Source organism: Pseudomonas sp. GM24, assembly GCF_000282235.1.
Taxonomy (GTDB): Bacteria; Pseudomonadota; Gammaproteobacteria; order Pseudomonadales; family Pseudomonadaceae; genus Aquipseudomonas.
In genome coordinates, this window is record NZ_AKJR01000017.1 from 1 (window position 1) to 21,183 (window position 21,183).

At 58.8% G+C, this 21,183-nt stretch carries 20 protein-coding genes; 16 read left to right on the plus strand and 4 right to left on the minus strand.

Annotation, left to right across the window (positions count from 1 at the left end; genetic code table 11):
* Positions 1-72 precede the first annotated feature (72 nt).
* Positions 73-1,062, minus strand: coding sequence for a taurine ABC transporter substrate-binding protein (gene tauA, locus PMI23_RS02155; RefSeq protein WP_007913826.1), 990 nt, complete (start codon positions 1,060-1,062; stop codon positions 73-75).
* Between the two features lie 364 nt (positions 1,063-1,426).
* On the opposite strand from tauA, the gene PMI23_RS02160 reads away from it, so the two are divergent.
* From PMI23_RS02160 to PMI23_RS02195, 8 genes are all read left to right on the plus strand, one after another.
* Positions 1,427-2,770, plus strand: a complete 1,344-nt coding sequence (locus PMI23_RS02160; RefSeq protein WP_007913829.1) for an OprD family porin — start codon at positions 1,427-1,429, stop codon at positions 2,768-2,770.
* Positions 2,771-3,067: 297 nt separating this feature from the next.
* Positions 3,068-3,706, plus strand: a complete 639-nt coding sequence (locus PMI23_RS02165) for a peroxiredoxin (RefSeq protein ID WP_007913831.1) — start codon at positions 3,068-3,070, stop codon at positions 3,704-3,706.
* 334 nt (positions 3,707-4,040) lie between these two features.
* On the plus strand, positions 4,041-4,634 hold the full coding sequence (gene ssuE, locus PMI23_RS02170; RefSeq protein WP_007913832.1) for an NADPH-dependent FMN reductase: 594 nt from the start codon (positions 4,041-4,043) through the stop codon (positions 4,632-4,634).
* 90 nt (positions 4,635-4,724) lie between these two features.
* Entirely contained in the window at positions 4,725-5,690 is a 966-nt protein-coding gene (locus tag PMI23_RS02175; protein WP_007913834.1) for a sulfonate ABC transporter substrate-binding protein, read from the plus strand.
* 25 nt (positions 5,691-5,715) lie between these two features.
* Positions 5,716-6,864: an FMNH2-dependent alkanesulfonate monooxygenase gene (gene ssuD, locus PMI23_RS02180; RefSeq protein ID WP_007913836.1), complete on the plus strand. Its 1,149-nt coding sequence runs from the start codon at positions 5,716-5,718 to the stop codon at positions 6,862-6,864.
* An 8-nt stretch (positions 6,865-6,872) separates the two neighbouring features.
* Positions 6,873-7,655, plus strand: coding sequence for an aliphatic sulfonate ABC transporter permease SsuC (gene ssuC / locus PMI23_RS02185; RefSeq protein WP_003229260.1), 783 nt, complete (start codon positions 6,873-6,875; stop codon positions 7,653-7,655).
* Positions 7,652-8,458 carry an aliphatic sulfonates ABC transporter ATP-binding protein gene (gene ssuB, locus PMI23_RS02190; protein ID WP_007913838.1) on the plus strand — a complete coding sequence of 269 codons (807 nt, stop codon included), beginning with the start codon at positions 7,652-7,654 and terminating at the stop codon, positions 8,456-8,458. The genes ssuC and ssuB overlap by 4 nt, the downstream gene beginning before the upstream one ends.
* Before the next feature lie 27 nt (positions 8,459-8,485).
* A complete protein-coding gene (locus PMI23_RS02195) occupies positions 8,486-8,701 on the plus strand; it encodes a TOBE domain-containing protein (RefSeq protein ID WP_003229256.1) in 216 nt (71 codons plus the stop codon).
* 167 nt (positions 8,702-8,868) lie between these two features.
* Here PMI23_RS02195 and PMI23_RS02200 read toward each other — a convergent pair whose 3' ends face one another.
* Both PMI23_RS02200 and PMI23_RS02205 read right to left on the minus strand, forming a co-directional pair.
* Complete coding sequence (locus PMI23_RS02200; protein ID WP_007913840.1) at positions 8,869-9,495, minus strand: TetR/AcrR family transcriptional regulator; 627 nt, start codon at positions 9,493-9,495, stop codon at positions 8,869-8,871.
* 228 nt (positions 9,496-9,723) lie between these two features.
* Complete coding sequence (locus PMI23_RS02205; protein WP_007913842.1) at positions 9,724-11,100, minus strand: glutamine synthetase family protein; 1,377 nt, start codon at positions 11,098-11,100, stop codon at positions 9,724-9,726.
* Between the two features lie 278 nt (positions 11,101-11,378).
* Between PMI23_RS02205 and PMI23_RS29715 the strand changes: the two genes are divergently transcribed.
* From PMI23_RS29715 to PMI23_RS02245, 8 genes are all read left to right on the plus strand, one after another.
* Positions 11,379-11,735 (plus strand): glutamine amidotransferase, encoded by a 357-nt coding sequence (locus PMI23_RS29715; protein ID WP_157279729.1) that lies wholly within the window; start codon positions 11,379-11,381, stop codon positions 11,733-11,735.
* A 94-nt stretch (positions 11,736-11,829) separates the two neighbouring features.
* Positions 11,830-13,188: a glutamine synthetase family protein gene (locus tag PMI23_RS02215; protein ID WP_007913846.1), complete on the plus strand. Its 1,359-nt coding sequence runs from the start codon at positions 11,830-11,832 to the stop codon at positions 13,186-13,188.
* Between the two features lie 56 nt (positions 13,189-13,244).
* Positions 13,245-14,609: an aspartate aminotransferase family protein gene (locus PMI23_RS02220; RefSeq protein WP_007913848.1), complete on the plus strand. Its 1,365-nt coding sequence runs from the start codon at positions 13,245-13,247 to the stop codon at positions 14,607-14,609.
* Between the two features lie 172 nt (positions 14,610-14,781).
* The gene (locus PMI23_RS02225) at positions 14,782-15,894 is read left to right on the plus strand and encodes a polyamine ABC transporter substrate-binding protein (protein WP_007913851.1); all 1,113 of its coding nucleotides are present in this window, start codon (positions 14,782-14,784) and stop codon (positions 15,892-15,894) included.
* A 188-nt stretch (positions 15,895-16,082) separates the two neighbouring features.
* Positions 16,083-17,180 carry a polyamine ABC transporter substrate-binding protein gene (locus PMI23_RS02230; protein ID WP_007913853.1) on the plus strand — a complete coding sequence of 366 codons (1,098 nt, stop codon included), beginning with the start codon at positions 16,083-16,085 and terminating at the stop codon, positions 17,178-17,180.
* Between the two features lie 66 nt (positions 17,181-17,246).
* Positions 17,247-18,389: an ABC transporter ATP-binding protein gene (locus PMI23_RS02235; protein WP_007913856.1), complete on the plus strand. Its 1,143-nt coding sequence runs from the start codon at positions 17,247-17,249 to the stop codon at positions 18,387-18,389.
* A 35-nt stretch (positions 18,390-18,424) separates the two neighbouring features.
* The gene (locus PMI23_RS02240) at positions 18,425-19,306 is read left to right on the plus strand and encodes an ABC transporter permease subunit (protein ID WP_176091783.1); all 882 of its coding nucleotides are present in this window, start codon (positions 18,425-18,427) and stop codon (positions 19,304-19,306) included.
* Positions 19,303-20,193 (plus strand): ABC transporter permease subunit, encoded by an 891-nt coding sequence (locus PMI23_RS02245; RefSeq protein WP_007913861.1) that lies wholly within the window; start codon positions 19,303-19,305, stop codon positions 20,191-20,193. Before PMI23_RS02240 ends, PMI23_RS02245 begins: the two co-directional genes overlap by 4 nt.
* 140 nt (positions 20,194-20,333) lie before the next feature.
* On the opposite strand, the gene PMI23_RS02250 is transcribed toward PMI23_RS02245, so the two are convergent.
* Positions 20,334-20,975: an HD domain-containing protein gene (locus PMI23_RS02250; protein WP_007913862.1), complete on the minus strand. Its 642-nt coding sequence runs from the start codon at positions 20,973-20,975 to the stop codon at positions 20,334-20,336.
* Positions 20,976-21,183: the final 208 nt, after the last annotated feature.

Here is a 21,183-nt window from a genome sequence, read left to right on the forward strand (position 1 = left end):
TCCGCGTTCGGCTTTTGATGGGACGCGGAGCGTCCCGGGCTGCATTCCCACGCAGAGCGCGGGAACGATCAATTACTCGGTGATGAATTTGGCGCTGACGTAGGGTGAATAATCCGGCAGCACCGTTTCAACCTTGCCCTGTTCCTTCAAAAACTTCGCCGTCTCGCCAATCGCTTTCGCCGTGCCGCCATCCAGCAGCGCCGTGGTTTGCTGCGCCTTTGCGTCCGGGAACGCTGAACCTGCCAGCAATTCCGGCACATCAGCGGCATTGGCACCGGTCAGTTTGGCGATTTTCTGTACCGGCACCGAGTCAGCCGTCCAGCGGTCTTTGTGTGCGGCGTAATCGGCGAATGAGTCGAGCGTGACCTTGGCGAACTTTGCGACAACCTCAGGATGCTTCTCGGCAAAATCCTTGCGCGCGACCCAGACCTCGAAGGTCGGCGCGCCCCACTGGCCGACCTGCGCGGCATCGGTCAGGGTCTTGCCGGTCTTGCGGATTTCCCCCAGCGCCGGCGACCAGACAAATGCGCCATCGATATCGCCACGCTTCCACGCTGCTGCGATCTCTGCTGGTTGCAGGTTCACCACTTTGACTTTCGAGGCGTCCAGGCCCCAATGCTTGAGGGCGCCGAGCAGGCTGTAGTGTGAGGTCGAAACGAAAGGTGTGGCGATGGTTTTGCCGACCAGGTCCTGGGGGGTGTTGATACCGCTGCCATTGCGCACCACTAGCGCTTCGGCGGCATTGATCTGCGCCGAAACGATGAACGCCACAATCGGCAGATTGCGCGAAGCCGCCGCGGCCAACGGGCTGGAACCGAGGTTGCCGATCTGCACGTCACCCGAAGCAATGGCTGTCACAACTTCCGGGCCGCTGTTGAAGCGACGCCAGTCGATTTTCTCGCCAATGGTTTTCTCGTAGACGCCGTCGGCCTGGGGGACTTTGCTCGGGTCGATACCGGTTTGATACCCCACTGTGAGGTTGGCGGCATGCGCGGAAAAAGAAATCAGCGCTGACACACAAACTGTAACAAATTGACTAGATAGTGCGCGTTTGGCCATCATGGCGTCGCCTTTTCGATAGGGTTTGACGATTCGGGGTTACGCCAAAGCTAATCGATATAAAAAAAGGCTAACAAATACCATTTAGGAATGAGCTTAGTCGCCGATACGCTGTTTCCCGGCGGAGGTGGCAAGATAATGGCCATATTCCGAAATGATATGAAAAAGAATGAATAAATTCTTTTTGGGTTTATCAGGAAATCTTTACTCTGCACGGACCAAATCACTGCGATTAGACCTTGGTCGTAGACACACAAGGTTACGATTGACTTGTCGGTCACGGTCTGGCGCTAATCGCGCATCTTAGGACCCAGGGCATCAGACCCCGGGCCAGGAACACAAGAATTAGAAACGAGAGGAGCTTTACATGAACAAGTCCACCTTGGCCCTGGCTGTGGCCGTAGGGGTTATGGCGCAGCAGGCAGGCGCCGCCGGTTTCATCGAAGACAGCAAAGCTACCTTGGGGCTGCGTAACTTCTACATCAACACCGATAACCGTGATGGCGCTGGCGCCAACAAGAACGAAGAGTGGGGCCAAGGCTTCGATCTGCGTTTCATCTCCGGTTATACCCAAGGCACCGTAGGTTTCGGTATCGATGCCATCGGCCTGCTGGGCGTACGTCTGGATTCGGGCGGCGGCACTAACGGCAACAGCGGTACCGCTTACGGCGGCACTGTGTTCCCGAGCGAGTCCAACGGCAAAGCGGTGGACAACTTCTCCAGCCTGGGTCTGACTGCCAAAGCCAAGATCTCCCAGACTGAACTGAAGCTGGGTACTCTGCAGCCGAAGAACCCGGTCATCGTGACCAACGACGGTCGTCTGCTGCCACAAACCTGGCAGGGTGGCCAGATCACTTCCGGCGAAATCAAGGACCTGACTCTGGTCGGCGGTCAGATCGAAGCTGCGAAAGGTCGTAACTCCAGCAACAACGAAAACCTGTCCATCAGCGGTGCAAACACCCGTGGTACTGCGTTCCGTGACAGCAACAAATTCATCTACGCCGGTGGTGACTACAAGATCACCAAAGACCTGACTGCCCAGTACTACTACGGCAACCTGGAAGACTTCTACAAGCAGCACTTCCTGGGTCTGGTTCACAACTGGGCAATCGGCCCCGGCGTATTGAAATCCGATTTCCGTTACTTCAACAGCTCCGATGACGGCAAAAACGGTACCGATCCAGCCTACTACAGCACCGGTAACTACACCGGCGTGCGTAACGGTCGCGGTGAAGTCGACAACAACCTGTACAGCGGCCTGTTCCTGTACACCGTTGAAGGCCACACCTTCGGTGGCGGTTACCAGGTTTCCAATGGCAGCAGCGACTTCCCTTGGCTGAACCAGGGCGACGGCTCGTCGAACTACACCATCACCGACATGCAGATCCAGAAGTTCGGCCGTGCCGGCGAGAAAACCTGGCAAGCTCGCTACTCGTATGACTTCGCTAAAGTCGGCGTACCTGGCCTGACCGCCGGTGTCGTTTACCTCAAAGGCGATTCGATCGATACCGTTGGCACCAACGGTCGTGAGAACGGTTCGAACAGTTCCGAGTGGGAACGCGATTTCACCATCGGTTACGTTGTACCGGAAGGTCCGTTCAAGAACGTCGGCCTGATGTGGAAAAACGCTGTATGGCGCACCGATCTGCCGAGCACCCGTTCGCAGGACGAAAACCGCCTGATCGTCAGCTACTCGATCCCGCTGCTGTAATAGCGCGTCTCGATTCGCGGATGTAAAAAAAGCCCCGTCCGGCATCGCGCCGGACGGGGCTTTTGCGTTTTCGAGTCAGGCTCACCCCCGTAAGCCTGCCCCGAAATTCCCCTCTTTACAGCAACTCAAGGCCTTCTCGAACCTTGTGAGCGATGTTCGTCGGGATGCCGTCGAGCGTCCAGTGAACAGATGTTTAATATTCAATAATGATCTAGATATCTAGTTATTTATTCTTTTTCACGATGGCAAATCCCGGGCTACAGTTGAGGTCTCGAACAACTCATCAGGAGCAGCACCATGAGCCTCAGACTCGGCGACATCGCCCCCGATTTCGAACAGGATTCCAGCGCCGGCAAGATTCGTTTCCACGAATGGCTGGGCGATAGCTGGGGCGTGCTGTTCTCCCACCCGGCGGACTTCACCCCGGTGTGCACCACTGAGCTGGGCTTCACCGCCAAGCTCAAGGATGAGTTCAGCAAACGCGGTGTCAAAGCCATCGCGCTGTCGGTCGACCCGGTGGATTCGCACCACAAGTGGATCGAAGACATCAACGAAACCCAGAACACCGTCGTCAACTTCCCGATCCTGGCCGATGCCGATCGCAAAGTCTCTGATCTGTATGACCTCATTCACCCGAACGCCAACGATACGCTGACCGTGCGTTCGCTGTTCGTGATCGACCCGAACAAAAAGATCCGCCTGACCATCACCTACCCGGCGAGCACCGGCCGTAACTTCCACGAGATTTTGCGGGTGATCGATTCGCTGCAGCTCACCGACAACTACAAGGTGGCCACCCCGGCCAACTGGCAGGACGGTGAAGAGGTGGTGATCGTGCCTTCGTTGAAAGATGAAGAAGAGATCAAGCAGCGCTTTCCGAAGGGTTATCGCGCGGTGAAACCGTATCTGCGTCTGACGCCACAGCCGAACAAATGATCTTCTTGGGCAGACTCGTTCCCACGTCGAGGCGTCGAACCGTCCGCGTGGGAATGCCGTCCGTGACGCTCCGCGTCACAGCGGACGCGGAGCGTCCATGGATTCATTCCCACGCAGAGCGTGGGAATGATCAGTGGTAGCTACTAAGCAGGGGATTTGAGGCCGTTTCGACGGCCTTTTTTTGCGCCTTGAATAACCTGAATCGCATATATCCAAAGCGAATAACCAAATGAATAAATATGATTTATGGATATATAAATCAGCTGGTAAGGTCACTCCATCGAAGCGAGATCGCAACCCGCGAATCGCCTGTAACGCTTAAGGAATGGTCTCAATGCTGGTCGTCTCACTCGGTGGCAGTCCCAGCCTGCGCTCCCGTTCCGGGGTGCTGCTGGAACGCTCGCAACGCTGGTTGCAGGCGCAAGGGGTGGAAGTGGTGAGTTATCAGGTGCGGGACTTCCCGGCCGAAGATTTGCTCCATGCCCGCTTCGACAGCCCGAAGGTGCTCGACCTGCTGCAACAGATTGAAAATGCCGACGGCCTGCTGATCGCCACGCCGGTTTACAAAGCGTCGTTCTCCGGTGCCCTGAAAACCCTGCTGGATCTGCTGCCCGAGCGCGCCCTGAACCACAAGATTGTTTTGCCGATGGCTACCGGCGGCAGCATCGCCCACATGCTGGTGGTCGATTACGCCCTCAAACCCGTGTTGTCGGCATTGAAAGCCCAGGAAATGCTTCAGGGGATTTTCGCCGAGGACAGCCAGATCGCTTACGGCGAAGGCAGTGCTGCGGCGCAACTGGCACCGGCGCTGGAGCAGCGTCTGCATGAAGCGCTGGATCAGTTTGTCGGTGCCATGGCCCGCCGGCCGAAACCGCTGGAGCCGGGCCTGTTGAACGAACGTTTGTTGAGTGCTCGCTGGAGCATTTAAGCCTCACCAGAATTTGATGTAACTCACCTTACTTCGCCGACAACGGCCAAGCAGGTGCAGCCAAAACCCAACAGCAAAAAGGAGAGCGCTATGCGCACTGTATTTTTGCGTCGTGGTCTGGTCGCTCTGTTTGCTGCGGCTGTTACCTTCGGCGCCATCACTCAAGCTCAAGCCGAGACATTGCGGATCGGTTATCAGAAGTACGGCACGCTGGTGCTGCTCAAAGCCAAAGGCACTTTGGAAAAGCGTCTGGCCGCCCAAGGCGTCGACGTGCAATGGACTGAATTCCCCGGTGGCCCGCAACTGCTCGAAGGCCTGAACGTCGGCTCGATCGACTTCGGTGTCACCGGCGAAACTCCGCCAGTTTTTGCTCAGGCTGCCGGCGCCGATTTGCTTTATGTCGCTTATGAACCACCAGCGCCGAACAGCGAAGCGATCCTCGTGCCGAAAGATTCGCCGATCAAATCGGTGGCCGATCTCAAAGGCAAGAAAGTCGCTCTGAACAAAGGTTCCAACGTGCACTACCTGCTGGTGCGCGCACTGGAAGACGCCGGCCTCAAATACAGCGACATTCAAACCGTATTCCTGCCGCCCGCCGATGCTCGCGCCGCGTTCGAGCGTGGCAGCGTCGACGCCTGGGTTATCTGGGATCCGTACCAGGCCGCCGCCGAGAAACAACTGCAAGCACACACCCTGCGCGACGGCAAAGGCATCGTCGACAACCACCAGTTCTATCTCGCGACCAAGCCTTACGCGCAGAAAAATCCTGAGGTGATCAAGACCCTCGTGGAAGAAGTACGCGCCGTTGGCGAGTGGTCCAAAGCCAATCCTGAAGACGTGACTCAACAAGTTGCGCCACTGCTCGGTCTGCCGGCGGACATCACCCTGACTTCGGTGAAACGCCAGGGTTACGGCGCGCTGTTCCTGACCCCGGAAGTGGTCGCCGCGCAACAGAAAATCGCTGACACGTTCTTCCAGCTCAAGCTGATTCCCAAGCCATTGAGCATCAAGGATGTGATCTGGACCCCACCGGCCGCTGTGGCTAAAGCGCAGTAATTCGAATCCCCAAGGAGACCACTCCATGAGCCTCAATATCTTCTGGTTCCTGCCCACCCACGGCGACGGCCATTACCTTGGCACCGCCGAAGGCGCTCGCGCCGTCGACCACGGTTATCTGCAACAGGTCGCGCAAGCGGCGGATCGTCTGGGCTTCGGCGGTGTGCTGATCCCCACCGGCCGTTCCTGCGAAGACTCGTGGCTGGTGGCAGCGTCGCTGATCCCGGTGACCCAGCGTTTGAAATTCCTCGTTGCCCTGCGCCCCGGGATCATTTCCCCGACGGTGGCAGCGCGGCAGGCCGCCACGCTGGATCGTCTGTCCGGCGGGCGTGCGCTGTTCAATCTGGTCACTGGTGGTGACCCGGAAGAATTGGCCGGCGACGGTCTGTTCCTCAGCCACGAAGAACGCTATCAGGCCTCGGTGGAATTCACTCGTATCTGGCGTCGTGTGCTGGAAGGCGAGACCGTCGATTACGACGGTCAGCACATCAGCGTGAAAGGCGCCAAGTTGCTCTATCCGCCGATCCAGCAACCGCGTCCGCCGCTGTACTTCGGTGGCTCGTCGGAGGCCGCGCAGGATCTGGCTGCTGAACAAGTGGAAATGGTCCTGACCTGGGGCGAACCGCCCGCAGCGGTCGCGGAGAAGATCGAACAGGTCCGCGCCAAGGCCGCCAAGCTTGGCCGCACCGTGCGCTTCGGCATTCGTCTGCACGTAATCGTTCGCGAAACCAACGCAGAAGCATGGCGAGCGGCAGATCGGCTGATCTCGCACCTGGACGACGACACCATCGCTCGCGCTCAGGCTTCGCTGGCGCGTTTCGATTCGGTCGGCCAGCAACGCATGGCCGCACTGCACGGCGGCAGCCGCGACAATCTCGAAGTCAGCCCGAACCTGTGGGCCGGTGTTGGCCTGGTACGCGGCGGTGCCGGTACGGCGCTGGTTGGCGATGGCCCGACCGTCGCAGCGCGCGTGAAGGAGTACGCCGATCTGGGCATCGACACCTTTATCTTCTCCGGTTATCCACACCTCGAAGAATCGTATCGCGTCGCTGAACTGCTGTTTCCGCACCTCGACATCGAGCGTCCGGAACTGCCGAAAAGCGCCGGTTATGTCAGCCCGTTCGGCGAGATGGTCGCCAACGATATTCTTCCCAAAGCCGCGTCGCAGAGCTGAGGCGCGCCATGAAGAAAATCATCCACAGCCTCGCGCCCTGGGCGTTGCCGGTGTTGTTGCTGGCGGTGTGGCAGTTGTCGGTGTCGGCCGGTTGGTTGTCGACGCGGATTCTGCCGGCACCGGTGGCGGTGATCGAGGCCGGCGTGAGCCTGGTGCGCAGCGGCGAAATCTGGACGCACCTGGCGATCAGCGGCTGGCGCGCGGCACTCGGTTTCACCATCGGCGGCAGCATCGGGCTGGTCTTGGGTTTCATCACCGGCCTGTCGAAGTGGGGCGAACGCCTGCTCGACAGCTCGGTGCAGATGATCCGCAACGTGCCGCATCTGGCGCTGATTCCGCTGGTGATCCTGTGGTTCGGCATCGACGAGTCGGCGAAGATCTTTCTGGTGGCGCTGGGTACGTTGTTCCCGATTTACCTGAATACCTATCACGGCATCCGCAACGTCGACCCGGCGCTGGTGGAGATGGCGCGCAGTTATGGCCTCTCCGGTTTCAGCTTGTTCTGGCAGGTGATTCTGCCGGGTGCACTGCCTTCGATTCTGGTCGGTGTGCGCTTCGCCCTGGGCTTTATGTGGCTGACGCTGATCGTCGCCGAAACCATTTCCGCCAGCTCCGGCATTGGCTATCTGGCGATGAACGCCCGGGAGTTTTTGCAGACCGACGTGGTGGTGCTGGCGATCCTGCTTTACGCGGTGCTGGGCAAACTCGCTGACCTTGCGGCGCGTGGACTTGAACGTGTGTGGTTGCGCTGGCACCCGGCTTATCAGGTTGCCAAAGGAGGTGCGGCATGACTGCTCAACAACCTCCACGCCTGCTGCGCGGGATTCCGCTGGCGGTGCGCAACCTGCAGAAAACCTTTGGCGCGCGGCAGGTGCTGCGTGACATCGATCTGCACATTCCGGCAGGGCAATTCGTCGCTGTGGTCGGTCGCAGTGGTTGCGGCAAAAGTACCTTGCTGCGCTTGCTCGCCGGCCTCGATCAACCAACGGGCGGTGACTTGCTGGCCGGCTCTGCGCCGCTGAGCGATGCGCGGGAAGACACCCGATTGATGTTCCAGGAAGCGCGTCTGCTGCCATGGAAAAAGATCATCGACAACGTGGGTCTCGGCCTCAAAGGCAACTGGCGCCCGAAGGCTCTCGAAGCCCTGGATGCGGTGGGTCTGGCGGATCGCGCCAATGAATGGCCGGCGGCGTTGTCCGGTGGGCAGAAGCAGCGGGTTGCACTAGCTCGCGCGCTGATCCATCAGCCGCGTCTGCTGTTGCTCGACGAACCGCTCGGTGCGCTGGATGCGCTGACCCGGATTGAAATGCAGCAACTGATCGAACGTCTCTGGCAGCAACACGGCTTCACCGTGCTGCTGGTGACCCACGACGTCAGCGAAGCGGTGGCGATTGCCGACCGGGTGATTCTGATCGAGGACGGCGAAGTCGGCCTCGATCTGCATGTGGAACTGCCGCGGCCGCGAGTGCGTGGTTCGCACCGACTGGCAGCGCTGGAAACCGAAGTGCTTAACCGTGTTCTCTCCCTGCCCGGTGAACCGCCGGCGCCGGAACCTGTTTCACCACTGCCTACGCAACTGCGTTGGGCTCAATAACTCAAGCAAACGACAGGAATCATTGCCATGACTATCAAAGCCATCAACGTCCGTAACCAGTTCAAAGGCTCAATCAAGGAAATCGTCCTCGGTGACGTGCTGTCGGAAATCGACGTGCAGACCGCTTCGGGCATCGTCACTTCGGTGATCACCACCCGCTCGGTAAAGGAGCTGGAACTGGTGGTCGGCAGCGAAGTGATCGCCTTTGTGAAATCCACCGAGGTGTCGATCGCCAAGTTGTAAGCCGGTGAGTAAAAAACAACCCCGAAGGGCGTGAGCCCTTCGGGGTTTTTTGTGCCTAGCGATCGTTCCCATGCTCCGCGTGGGAATGCCTCTTGGGACGCTCCGCGTCCAGTGGCGCGGAGCGTCACGGGCTGCATTCCCACGCAGAGCGTGGGAACGATCATGGCTCAACGCTTGGGCAGATACGGCGGCAGATACAGGCCGATATAGGCATCAAAGACCCGCATCCCTTCCTCGGCCATGCGCGGCGTGATTTGCCCATGTTGCTGCACCGAGCGCGCATAAACCCGGTCACCCAACTCCATCGCCAGGGCGAATACATCGACATCCTCCGGCAGCCTCGGCAACTCGAAGTGATGATCGAACAGCTTGTGCATCAAGTCGCCCAGTTCTATGTCGTGCTGACGGTCAGCCTGGGTCACTTCGGTCAAGCCGTGTTGGGCGAGGATCAACTGGCGCGCCGCCGCATCTTCGTCGTAGATCTCCAGCATCCGTTGCTCGACCAGTCGCGACAGATCTCGCCAGTCACGCAGCGCGTCATGATCGATCGGCGCTTGCAGGCAGGCGCGGAATGCCGCGTGTACATCTGCCGTCAGTGCCTCAAGCAGCGCCGGCACACTGGCGAAGAAGTGGTACACGGAGGAGGGCGGAATCTGCGCGCGCTCGGCGACGCTGTAGATCGACAGACTCGCCACACCCTCGGCCGCCAGTAATGTGCGCGCGGCGTCGAGTATCGAATCGATGCGCGCCTGGCTGCGGGCACGGGGTTTGCGGACGGGGGCGGGTCGCGTCATGGAAGTCTCCTGCGGGGCAGCGGGCATTGTACGAGCCGGTTCCTGTGTTGTCTTGTCGGCCGCCATCGCTGGCAAGCCAGCTCCCACAGTGATCTTCAGTGAACCGGGATTTATGTGCGCAGAAAATCCCTGTGGGAGCTGGCTTGCCAGCGATCCGCCGCAGGCGGCCATAAAAAAACGCCGTTGGCTAAATCAGCCAACGGCGTTCTTTCCTGAAGCTACAACCGCTTAAACGGTATGCAGATACCAGTTGTACTCAAGGTCGGAGATGGAGTGTTCGAACTCCTCCAGCTCGCTTTCCTTGCAGGCGACGAAGATATCGATGTACTTCGGATCGATGTACTTGGCCATCACCTCGCTGTCGTCCAGCTCGCGCAGGGCATCGCGCAAGTTGTTCGGCAGGCTTTGCTCGTTCTGTTCGTAGCTGTTGCCTTCGACTGGCGCGCCCGGTTCGATCTTGTTGGTCAGACCGTGGTGCACACCAGCCAGAACCGACGCCATCAACAGATACGGGTTGGCATCGGCACCGGCGACGCGGTGTTCGATACGCACGGCATCAGACGAGCCGGTCGGTACGCGAATCGCCACGGTGCGGTTGTCCAGACCCCAGCAAGGCGAGTTCGGTACATAGAACTGCGCGCCAAAACGGCGGTACGAGTTGACGTTCGGGCAGAGGAAAGCCATCTGCGCGGGCAGGGTCTCGAGCACACCGCCGATCGCGTGACGCAGCGCGGCGTTCTGCTCGGGATCCTCGCTGGCAAAAATGTTTTTGCCTTCTTTATCCAGAATCGAAATGTGTACGTGCAGACCATTACCGGCCTGGCCCGGATAAGGCTTGGCCATGAAGGTGGTGTCCATTTCATGGTCGTAGGCGATGTTCTTGATCAGACGCTTGAGCAGTACCGCGTAGTCGCAGGCCTTGATCGGGTCGGCGACGTGGTGCAGGTTCACTTCGAACTGCGCCGGGGCACTTTCCTTGACGATGGCGTCGGCAGGGATGCCTTGCTCTTTGGCACCTTCCAGAATGTCCTGGAGGCAGTCGACGTATTCGTCGAGGTCGTCGATCAGGTAGACCTGCGTCGAGTGCGGGCGTTTGCCGGAGATCGGCGAGCGTGGCGGCTGAGGGCGGCCGTTCACGTTTTCCTGGTCGATCAGGTAGAACTCGAGTTCGAATGCGGCGCAGATGGTCAGGCCCAGCTCGTCAAACTTTGCAACAACTTGACGGAGCACTTCGCGCGGATCGGCGAAGAATGGGTCGCCTTCGAGTTCGTGCATGGTCATCAACAGTTGCGCGGTCGGGCGTTTCTGCCATGGCTCGTTGCACAGGGTATCGGGGATTGGATAGCAGATACGATCGGCGTCGCCGATGTCCAGGCCCAGGCCGGTGCTTTCCACCGTAGAGCCATTGATATCCAGAGCAAATAGAGAGGCCGGCAGGTTGATGCCTTTCTCGTAAACCTTGTGGAGGCTGGTGCGTTCGATGCGCTTGCCGCGCACCACACCATTCATATCCGCAATCAGAAGGTCAACGTACAGAACCTCAGGATGTTCCTTAAGGAACGCGTTCGCTTCGTTAAGCTGAACGGCACGCGGGGGTACCGACATGATGCAACACCTTTGTTGTTAAAAATATCAATCATTGATCTTTTCTGGTTTCAGTCAACCCGAACGGCCTGCCGAAGTCAAGCGAGGCCTTTTTTGCCCTAAAAAAGCGCTGCAAGGGCATTTATGGGGCACTTTCGGGCGTTTTTTTGTCCCTGGAAGACTGTGCACCCGCGGGCTTGAGCAGGCCGTGTTGTATTTTTTACGGGGGTGTTGTGTAAAAAAATGAACAAGGCTAAGCTCGGATCAAACCCATAACAGCAATAATACCGGGGTGCTTCATGTCTCGCCTGCCGTTAATCGGCATCACCGACTGCTCGCAACAGTCCGGTCTGCATGCTCATCACATCAGTGGCGACCAATCCGTCCGTAGCGCAGCCAGCATGGCTCGCCAGTTGCCGACGATATTCCCGTCCATGGCCTTTCAAACGCCAGCGTCCGATATTCTGGACGTACGGGAAAGCATCCTGTTTATGGCGTCCCCTTCCAATATAGATCGCTTTCACCCTCAAAGCCTGTGCCGCTTGCCCAGCCGTGCTCATGATTCTGCACGCCTGGACTGTGCACAGGAAATGCAACGCCAGCGTAAAGGGCAGGTAAGCTCCTCTTTCATTGTCTATGCGCGGTGCCGGGCGTAAGCCGGTACTGCGCGAGCAAGCCCCCTTTAACGCGACGCTCCAAGCGTCAAACTTTGCCTGACATTCTGTCAGGAGACTCAGCCCAGAGGCATTTATGAGTAACAACCTCGACCAGCTCACCGATTGGTTGAAAGACCACAAGATCACAGAAGTCGAATGCATGATCGCCGACTTGACCGGTATCACCCGGGGCAAGATCTCGCCGACCAACAAGTTCATCGCCGAAAAAGGCATGCGTCTGCCAGAAAGCGTGCTGTTGCAGACCGTGACCGGCGACTACGTCGAAGACGACATCTATTACGAACTGCTCGACCCGGCCGACATCGACATGATCTGCCGCCCTGACCAGAACGCGGTGTACATGGTGCCGTGGGCCATCGAGCCGACCGCGCAGGTGATCCACGACACCTACGACAAGCAAGGCAACCCGATCGAGCTGTCGCCGCGCAACGTCCTCAAGAAAGTTCTCAAGCTCTATGCCGACAAGGGCTGGCAGCCAATCGTGGCGCCGGAGATGGAGTTCTACCTGACCAAGCGCAGCGACGACCCTGACTATCCGTTGCAGCCGCCGATTGGTCGCTCGGGCCGTCCGGAAATCGGTCGTCAGTCGTTCTCGATCGAAGCGGCGAACGAATTCGACCCGCTGTTCGAGGACGTCTATGACTGGTGCGAACTGCAGGAGCTGGATCTCGACACGCTGATCCACGAAGACGGCACGGCGCAGATGGAAATCAACTTCCGTCACGGCGACGCACTGTCGCTGGCCGACCAGATCCTGGTGTTCAAACGCACCATGCGCGAAGCCGCGCTCAAGCACGATGTAGCCGCGACATTTATGGCCAAACCGATGACCGGCGAGCCGGGCAGTGCGATGCACTTGCACCAGAGCATCATCGACATCGAGACCGGCAAGAACGTCTTCTCTAATGAAGATGGGACCATGAGCCAGTTGTTCCTGCACCACATCGGTGGTTTGCAGAAACTGATTCCTGAGCTGTTGCCGTTGTTCGCACCGAACGTCAACTCGTTCCGCCGCTTCCTGCCGGACACCTCGGCACCGGTGAACGTCGAGTGGGGCGAAGAAAACCGCACCGTCGGCCTGCGCGTACCGGATGCCGGCCCGCAGAACCGCCGTGTGGAAAACCGCCTGCCGGGCGCTGACGCCAACCCGTACCTGGCGATCGCCGCGAGCCTGCTCTGCGGCTATATCGGCATGGTCGAAGGCCTCAACCCGAGCGCGCCAGTGGTGGGCCGTGGTTACGAGCGCCGCAACCTGCGCCTGCCGCTGACCATCGAAGATGCGCTGGAGCGTATGGAAAACAGCGCGACCATCGAGAAGTACCTGGGCAAAACCTTCATCACTGGCTACGTCGCGGTAAAACGGGCCGAGCATGAAAACTTCAAGCGCGTGATCAGTTCCTGGGAGCGTGAGTACCTGCTCTTCGCCGTCTGATACGCCGGGCGCGGTCCTCACCGGCCGCGCCTTCACCGATAACAAGGAGAATTGGCATGACCAGCAACAACCCGCAAACCCGCGAGTGGCAAGCACTCAGCAATGATCATCACCTGGCCCCGTTCAGCGACTTCAAGCAGCTGAAAGAGAAAGGCCCGCGGATCATCACCAACGCCAAGGGCGTTTACCTGTGGGACAGTGAAGGCAACAAGATTCTCGACGGCATGGCCGGTCTGTGGTGTGTGGCCATCGGTTATGGTCGCGATGAGCTGGCCGACGCGGCTGCCAAACAGATGCGCGAACTGCCGTACTACAACCTGTTCTTCCAGACCGCGCACCCGCCGGCGCTGGAGCTGGCCAAGGCCATTGCCGACGTGGCACCGCAAGGCATGAACCACGTGTTCTTCACCGGTTCCGGCTCCGAAGGCAACGACACCATGCTGCGCATGGTCCGCCACTACTGGGCGATCAAAGGCCAGCCGAACAAGAAAGTCATCATCAGCCGCAAGAATGGTTATCACGGTTCGACCGTGGCCGGCGCGAGCCTCGGTGGCATGACGTATATGCACGAACAAGGCGACTTGCCGATCCCGGGCATCGTCCACATCGCGCAACCGTACTGGTTCGCCGAAGGCGGCGACATGTCGCCGGAAGAGTTCGGTATCTGGGCGGCCAATCAGCTGGAAGAGAAGATTCTCGAAGTCGGCGTCGACAACGTCGGTGCCTTTATTGCCGAGCCGATCCAGGGCGCCGGCGGCGTGATCATTCCGCCCGACAGCTACTGGCCGCGCATCAAGGAAATCCTCGCCAAGTACGACATCCTCTTCGTCGCCGACGAAGTGATCTGTGGTTTCGGCCGTACCGGTGAGTGGTTCGGCAGTGATTTCTACGATCTCAAGCCGGACATGATGACCATCGCCAAAGGCCTGACTTCCGGCTACATCCCGATGGGTGGCCTGATCGTTCGCGACTCCGTGGTGGCGGTGCTCAATGAAGGCGGCGATTTCAATCACGGCTTCACTTACTCCGGTCACCCGGTGGCAGCAGCGGTGGGCCTGGAAAACATCCGCATCTTGCGTGATGAAAAAATTATCGAGAACGCGCACAACGAAACGGCACCGTATTTGCAGAAACGTCTGCGGGAACTGAACGATCACCCGTTGGTGGGTGAAGTTCGCGGAGTCGGTCTGTTGGGCGCGATCGAGCTGGTGCAGGACAAGGCCACGCGCAAGCGTTACGAAGGCAAGGGCGTCGGCATGATCTGCCGCCAGTTCTGCTTCGACAACGGCCTGATCATGCGCGCTGTGGGCGACACCATGATCATTGCGCCGCCGCTGGTGATCAGCAAAGCGGAAATCGATGAGCTGGTTACAAAGGCACGCAAGTGTCTGGACCTGACCCTCAGTGCGTTGCAGGGCTAAGTGCTAGGCTTTGAGCGGGGGAGCCGTGGCGCTCGCGCTTAAAGCTGTCAGAAAGGCTGGTCTTTTCTTGAAAGACCGCCTCGGATCTTGCCAGACTAGCCGCGGTTCCAGTTGTCCGGGTTCGGCCGCTGAACAAAGTGGTTCAAAAAAGAAAAATTTGGAGCATTAACGCATGAAGGCATTAGGCAAAAAGCTCGCTGGCAAGACTCTGCTCGCCATGTCCCTGATGGGAGTCATGGCGGCTGCGGCGCAGGCGGACGACAAGGTGTTGCACGTCTACAACTGGTCCGACTACATCGCCCCGGACACCGTGGCCAACTTTGAAAAAGCCACCGGGATCAAAGTCGTCTATGACGTCTTCGACAGCAACGAAACCCTGGAAGCCAAGCTGCTGGCCGGCAAGTCCGGTTACGACATCGTGGTGCCTTCCAATAACTTCCTCGCCAAGCAGATCAAAGCCGGTGTTTACCAGGAGCTGGACAAGTCCAAGCTGCCGAACTGGAAGAACCTCGACGAAGACCTGCTCAAGGCTGTTGGCGATGCCAGCGACCAAGGCAACAAGCACGCGTTCCCGTACATGTGGGGCTCGATCGGTATCGGCTACAACCCGGCCAAGGTCAAGGCAGCGCTGGGCATCGACAAGATCGATTCCTGGGACGTGGTGTTCAAGCCTGAAAACATCGAGAAGCTCAAAAGCTGCGGCGTAAGCTTCCTCGACGCACCGACCGAAATGATTCCGGCGGCGTTGCACTACCTGGGCAAGCCGACCAACAGCAAAGACAAGGCTGACCTGAAAGCCGCCGAAGACCTGTTCCTGAAAATTCGTCCTTCGGTTGCCTACTTCCATTCCTCCAAGTACATCTCCGACCTGGCCAACGGCAACATCTGCGTCGCCGTCGGTTACTCGGGTGACCTGGAACAATCCAAGACCCGCGCCCAGGAAGCCGGTGACAAGGTCAAGCTGGCATACACCATTCCAAAAGAAGGTGCTGGCACGTTCTACGACATGGTCGCCATTCCCAAGGATGCCGAAAACGTCGAAGCCGCCTACAAGTTCATGAACTACCTGCTTGAGCCGCAAGTGATGGCCGGCATCACCAACGCCGTGCGTTTCCCGAACGGCAACAAAGCTGCTACGCCACTGGTCGACAAAGACATCACCAGCGATCCGAGCATCTACCCATCGGCTGAAGTGAAGAAACAGCTCTATGCGATCAGCGACCTGGATGCAGCGACCCTGCGCCTGATCACTCGCAGCTGGACCAAGATCAAATCCGGTAAATAACCCGGTTTGAAGCAGAAACCGCTGGCCGTCGTCTCCCGCGAAGGCGGCCAGCGGATCAATTAAATGACAGGAAGTTTTGCAGGAACGGTTTTTCGAGGGTAAGTTGCGCGCCGGTTTTGTTGCCGGGCAGCCACGGCTGTCATGCAGCGCGGGGCAACTTGGGCCCAACTAATTTAGAGGACCTCCACTTGCCTATTTTTTCTTCTTTGCGCAAAGCCCTGCTGGCCACTGCCGGCCTGACGATTGCTGTCGGAGCCCAGGCCGCCGGTACGGTGCATATTTATAACTGGTCCGATTACATCGGCGAGACCACCCTGGCCGACTTCCAGAAAGCCACCGGGATCAAACCGGTCTATGACGTGTTCGATTCCAACGAAACCCTGGAAGGCAAACTGCTGGCCGGGCGTACCGGTTACGACGTGGTCGTGCCGTCGAACCACTTCCTCGGCAAGCAGATCAAGGCCGGCGCGTTCCAGAAACTCGACAAGTCGCAGTTGCCAAATTATTCCAATCTCGACCCGGCGCTGCTCAAGCGTCTGGAGCAGAACGATCCGGGCAACCTGTACGCCGTGCCGTACCTGTGGGGCACCAACGGCATCGGTTACAACGTCGATAAAGTGAAGGCTGTACTGGGTGTCGACAAGATCGATTCCTGGGGCGTTTTGTTCGAGCCTGAGAACATCAAGAAGCTGCAAAGCTGCGGTGTGGCATTCCTCGATTCGGCGGATGAAATGATGCCGACCGTGCTCAACTATCTGGGCCTGAATGCCAACAGCACCAATCCGAAGGATTACGAAAAAGCCACCGACAAATTGCTCGCGGTGCGTCCTTACGTGACCTACTTCCACTCCTCGAAATACATCGGTGATCTGGCCAACGGCGACATCTGCGTGGCCATCGGTTTCTCTGGCGATATCTTCCAGGCGAAGAACCGCGCAGCCGAAGCCAAGAAGGGCGTGAACATCGCCTACGCGGTGCCGAAAGAAGGTGGTGCGCTGTGGTTCGACATGCTGGCAATCCCCAAGGATTCGTCGAACGTGAAGCAGGCCCATGCCTTCATCAACTATCTGCTGAAACCTGAGGTGATCGCTCAGGTCAGTGATTACGTCGGTTATGCCAACCCTAATCCGGGTGCGGACAAGTTGATGGAGCAATCCATCCGCACCGATGCGTCGGTGTATCCGCCGCAGGCCGTTATCGACAAGGCTTATGTGTCGATCGAGTTGCCACCGAACATTCAGCGCCTGATGACCCGCAGCTGGACCAAGGTCAAGTCGGGGATGTAAGGCACACACTATCCTGGGTTCGCCTTGCGGGGCGAACTGCATTGTTTTTTTCTGGGAGTTTCGTAAATGGCAGTTGCCTCCGGCGCCTATAAGAAAGCCCTCGAGGGCGACCAGACACCGAAACAGGTGTTGGTCAAAATCGACCGGGTCACGAAGAAGTTCGACGAGACGATTGCCGTGGACGATGTGTCCCTGGAAATCAAGAAAGGCGAAATCTTCGCCCTGCTCGGCGGTTCGGGATCGGGCAAATCCACTCTGCTGCGGATGCTGGCAGGGTTCGAACGGCCCACGGAGGGGCGCATTTTCCTCGACGGCGTCGACATCACCGACATGCCGCCGTACGAGCGACCGATCAACATGATGTTCCAGTCGTACGCTTTGTTCCCGCACATGACCGTGGCGCAGAACATCGCCTTCGGCCTCAAGCAGGACAAGATTCCGGCCGCTGAAGTCGATGCCCGCGTGGCCGAGATGCTCAAGCTGGTGCAGATGAGCCAGTACGCCAAGCGCAAGCCGCATCAACTGTCCGGCGGTCAGCGTCAGCGCGTGGCGCTGGCACGTTCGCTGGCGAAGCGGCCGAAACTGTTGCTACTCGATGAGCCGATGGGCGCACTGGACAAGAAACTGCGTTCGCAGATGCAGCTGGAACTGGTCGAGATCATCGAGCGCGTCGGTGTGACCTGCGTGATGGTGACCCACGATCAGGAAGAGGCCATGACCATGGCCGAGCGCATCGCGATCATGCACCTGGGCTGGATCGCCCAGATCGGCAGCCCGATCGACATCTACGAAACCCCGACCAGCCGCTTGGTCTGCGAATTCATCGGCAACGTCAACATCTTCGAAGGTGAAGTGATCGACGACGCTGAAGGCCACGCAACCATTACCTGCAAAGATCTCGATCGGCAGATCTACGTCGGCCACGGCATCAGCACCTCGGTGCAGGACAAGTCCGTGACTTACGCGATCCGTCCGGAGAAGCTGCTGGTTACCGCCGATCAACCGACCTGCGAATACAACTGGTCGAGCGGCAAAGTCCACGACATCGCCTACCTCGGCGGGCACTCGGTGTTCTACGTTGAATTGCCGAGCGGCAAACTGGTGCAGTCGTTCGTCGCCAACGCCGAGCGCCGTGGCGCGCGTCCGACCTGGGGCGATCAGGTTTACGTGTGGTGGGAAGACGACAGCGGCGTGGTACTTCGCTCATGAACATGCGCAAATTCAAACGCCGCATCAACCGAATAATCCCCAATGGCCGCCAACTGGTCATCGGGGTCCCGTTCATCTGGCTGTTCCTGTTCTTCATGCTGCCGTTCTTCATCGTTCTGAAGATCAGCTTCGCCGAAGCCGACGTGGCCATCCCGCCGTACACCGAGATCTACACGTACGCCGAGCAGAAGCTGCAACTGCTGCTGAACCTGGGCAACTACGCAATGCTGGCGGGCGACGAGTTGTACATCGCCGCTTACCTCGGCTCGCTGAAGATGGCGCTGATCAGCACCATCCTCTGTCTGGTGATCGGCTACCCGATGGCCTACGCCATCGCCACCGCCCGTAAAGAGCTGCAAACGGTGCTGGTGCTGCTGATCATGATGCCGACCTGGACGGCAATCCTGATCCGCGTTTACGCGTGGATGGGCATCCTCAGCAACAACGGTTTGCTCAACGGTTTCCTGATGAGCATGGGTTTCATCGATGAGCCACTGCAGATCCTCAACACCAACCTTGCGGTGTACATCGGTGTCGTTTACTCGTACCTGCCGTTCATGATCCTGCCGCTATACGCCAACCTGGTGAAGCACGACAACAGTCTGCTCGAAGCCGCATCGGACCTGGGTTCGAGCACCTTCAACAGTTTCTGGAAAATCACCATCCCGCTGTCCAAGAACGGCATTATTGCCGGCTGCATGCTGGTGTTCATCCCGGTGGTCGGTGAGTTCGTGATCCCGGAACTGCTCGGCGGTCCGGAAACCCTGATGATCGGTAAAGTGCTCTGGCAAGAGTTCTTCAATAACCGTGACTGGCCGGTGGCATCCGCGCTGGCAGTGGTGATGCTGGCGATCCTGATTGTGCCGATCATTCTGTTCAACCGCAGTCAGGCCAAAGAAATGGAGGGCAAAGAATGAAGCGCATCCGTTTCTCCAGCCTGATGCTGGTTATCGGTTTGTTGTTCATCTACCTGCCGATGCTGATCCTGGTGATCTACTCGTTCAACGCCTCGAAACTGGTAACGGTGTGGGGCGGCTGGTCGATCAAGTGGTACGTCGGGTTGCTCGACAACACCCAACTGATGGGCTCGGTGCTGCGCTCGCTGGAAATCGCCTGCTACACCGCAGTTGCTGCGGTGGCGCTGGGCACACTGGCGGCGTTCGTGCTGACGCGCATCACTCGCTTCAAGGGCCGTACGCTGTTCGGCGGTCTGGTGACGGCGCCATTGGTAATGCCGGAAGTGATCACCGGTCTGTCGCTGTTGCTGTTGTTCGTGGCCATGGCGCAGATGATCGGCTGGCCGCAGGAACGTGGCATCGTCACCATCTGGATCGCCCACACCACGTTCTGTGCGGCGTATGTGGCGGTGGTGGTGTCGGCGCGTCTGCGTGAGCTCGACCTGTCGATCGAAGAAGCGGCGATGGACCTCGGTGCCCGGCCGTGGAAGGTGTTCTTCCTGATCACCATCCCGATGATCGCGCCATCGCTGGCGGCGGGCGGCATGATGTCGTTCGCGCTGTCGCTGGATGACCTGGTGCTGGCGAGCTTCGTTTCCGGTCCGGGGTCGACAACCCTGCCGATGGAAGTGTTCTCGGCGGTGCGTCTGGGTGTGAAGCCTGAGATCAACGCCGTGGCCAGTCTGATTCTGCTGGCGGTGTCGATCGTGACCTTCATGGTCTGGTTCTTCAGCCGCCGTGCCGAAGAAGCGCGCAAGAAAGCCATCCAGCAAGCCATCGAAGAAAGCGCAGCCGATTCGTGGAAGCAGCCGGACGTGCGTCGCGCACCAAGCCCGGAAGCCGCGTAAGCACTAATGGGTTGGCCTCATTCTCGAGGTCAACCCAATTCAAACTGTAGGAGTGAGCCTGCTCGCGATAGCGGAGTGTCAGTCAGGAAGTTTCCAACTGACAGGACGCCATCGCGAGCAGGCTCACTCCTACATGGGTTTTAGGCAGTCCAGGGTGAGTGGCGGATGACCTCGACAAAGTTCATCGGCTTGAACCCCGGCTCCTGATCCCTCAGCACATCGGTCTTCACATTGCCGAACGTGGTCTGCGGACGATGGCGCAAACCCTCGGCAAACGCGCAGATGATGCACTCCTTGAAGCCTTCCCCGCGCGGGTGCGCATGCACCACCGCTTCGCGCTGCACAGTGCTGAACGCGGCGTAGTCCATTCCGAGTACATCCATCTCGACACCTGCAGTGACCAGCGCCACGGTCGGACGCAGATGCTTCGCTACGCCCGGCGTGGTGTGCAGGGCAATCGACAGCCACACCTGTTCGATATCGTCATCGCTGAGCCCGTACGGTTTGAGAAACGCCGCCGCCGCGTTGGCACCGTCCACTTCGAAACGCTCGTCATCACTGCGATGACCTTCGACCAGACCGAGGTCGTGGAACATCGCGCCGACGTAGAGCAGCTCCGGATCGTAGGCCAGTTGTTGGCGTTCACCGCTCAGTGCGCCGAACAAAAATACCCGCCGCGAGTGGTGGTAGAGCAGATCGGACTCGATGTCGCGGATGTACTCGGTGGTGGCCCGGACGAGGGCGCTGTCGGGGATTTTGATGCCGGCGATGGTTGTGCTCATAACGGTTTCCTCGTCGAAAACGCCGTCGTGGCGCTGATGGGGAAAGTCTGTTCCCGGCGCTGAAAGCGAACAATCGATGCATGGCTGCGATCCTTGCCAATCGACCTGCAAATCGTGCCAAGCTAAAAGATCGCAGCCTTCGGCAGCTCCTACATGGGAACGCGGACACCTGTAGGAGCTGCCGTAGGCTGCGATCTTTTGCTCTTAA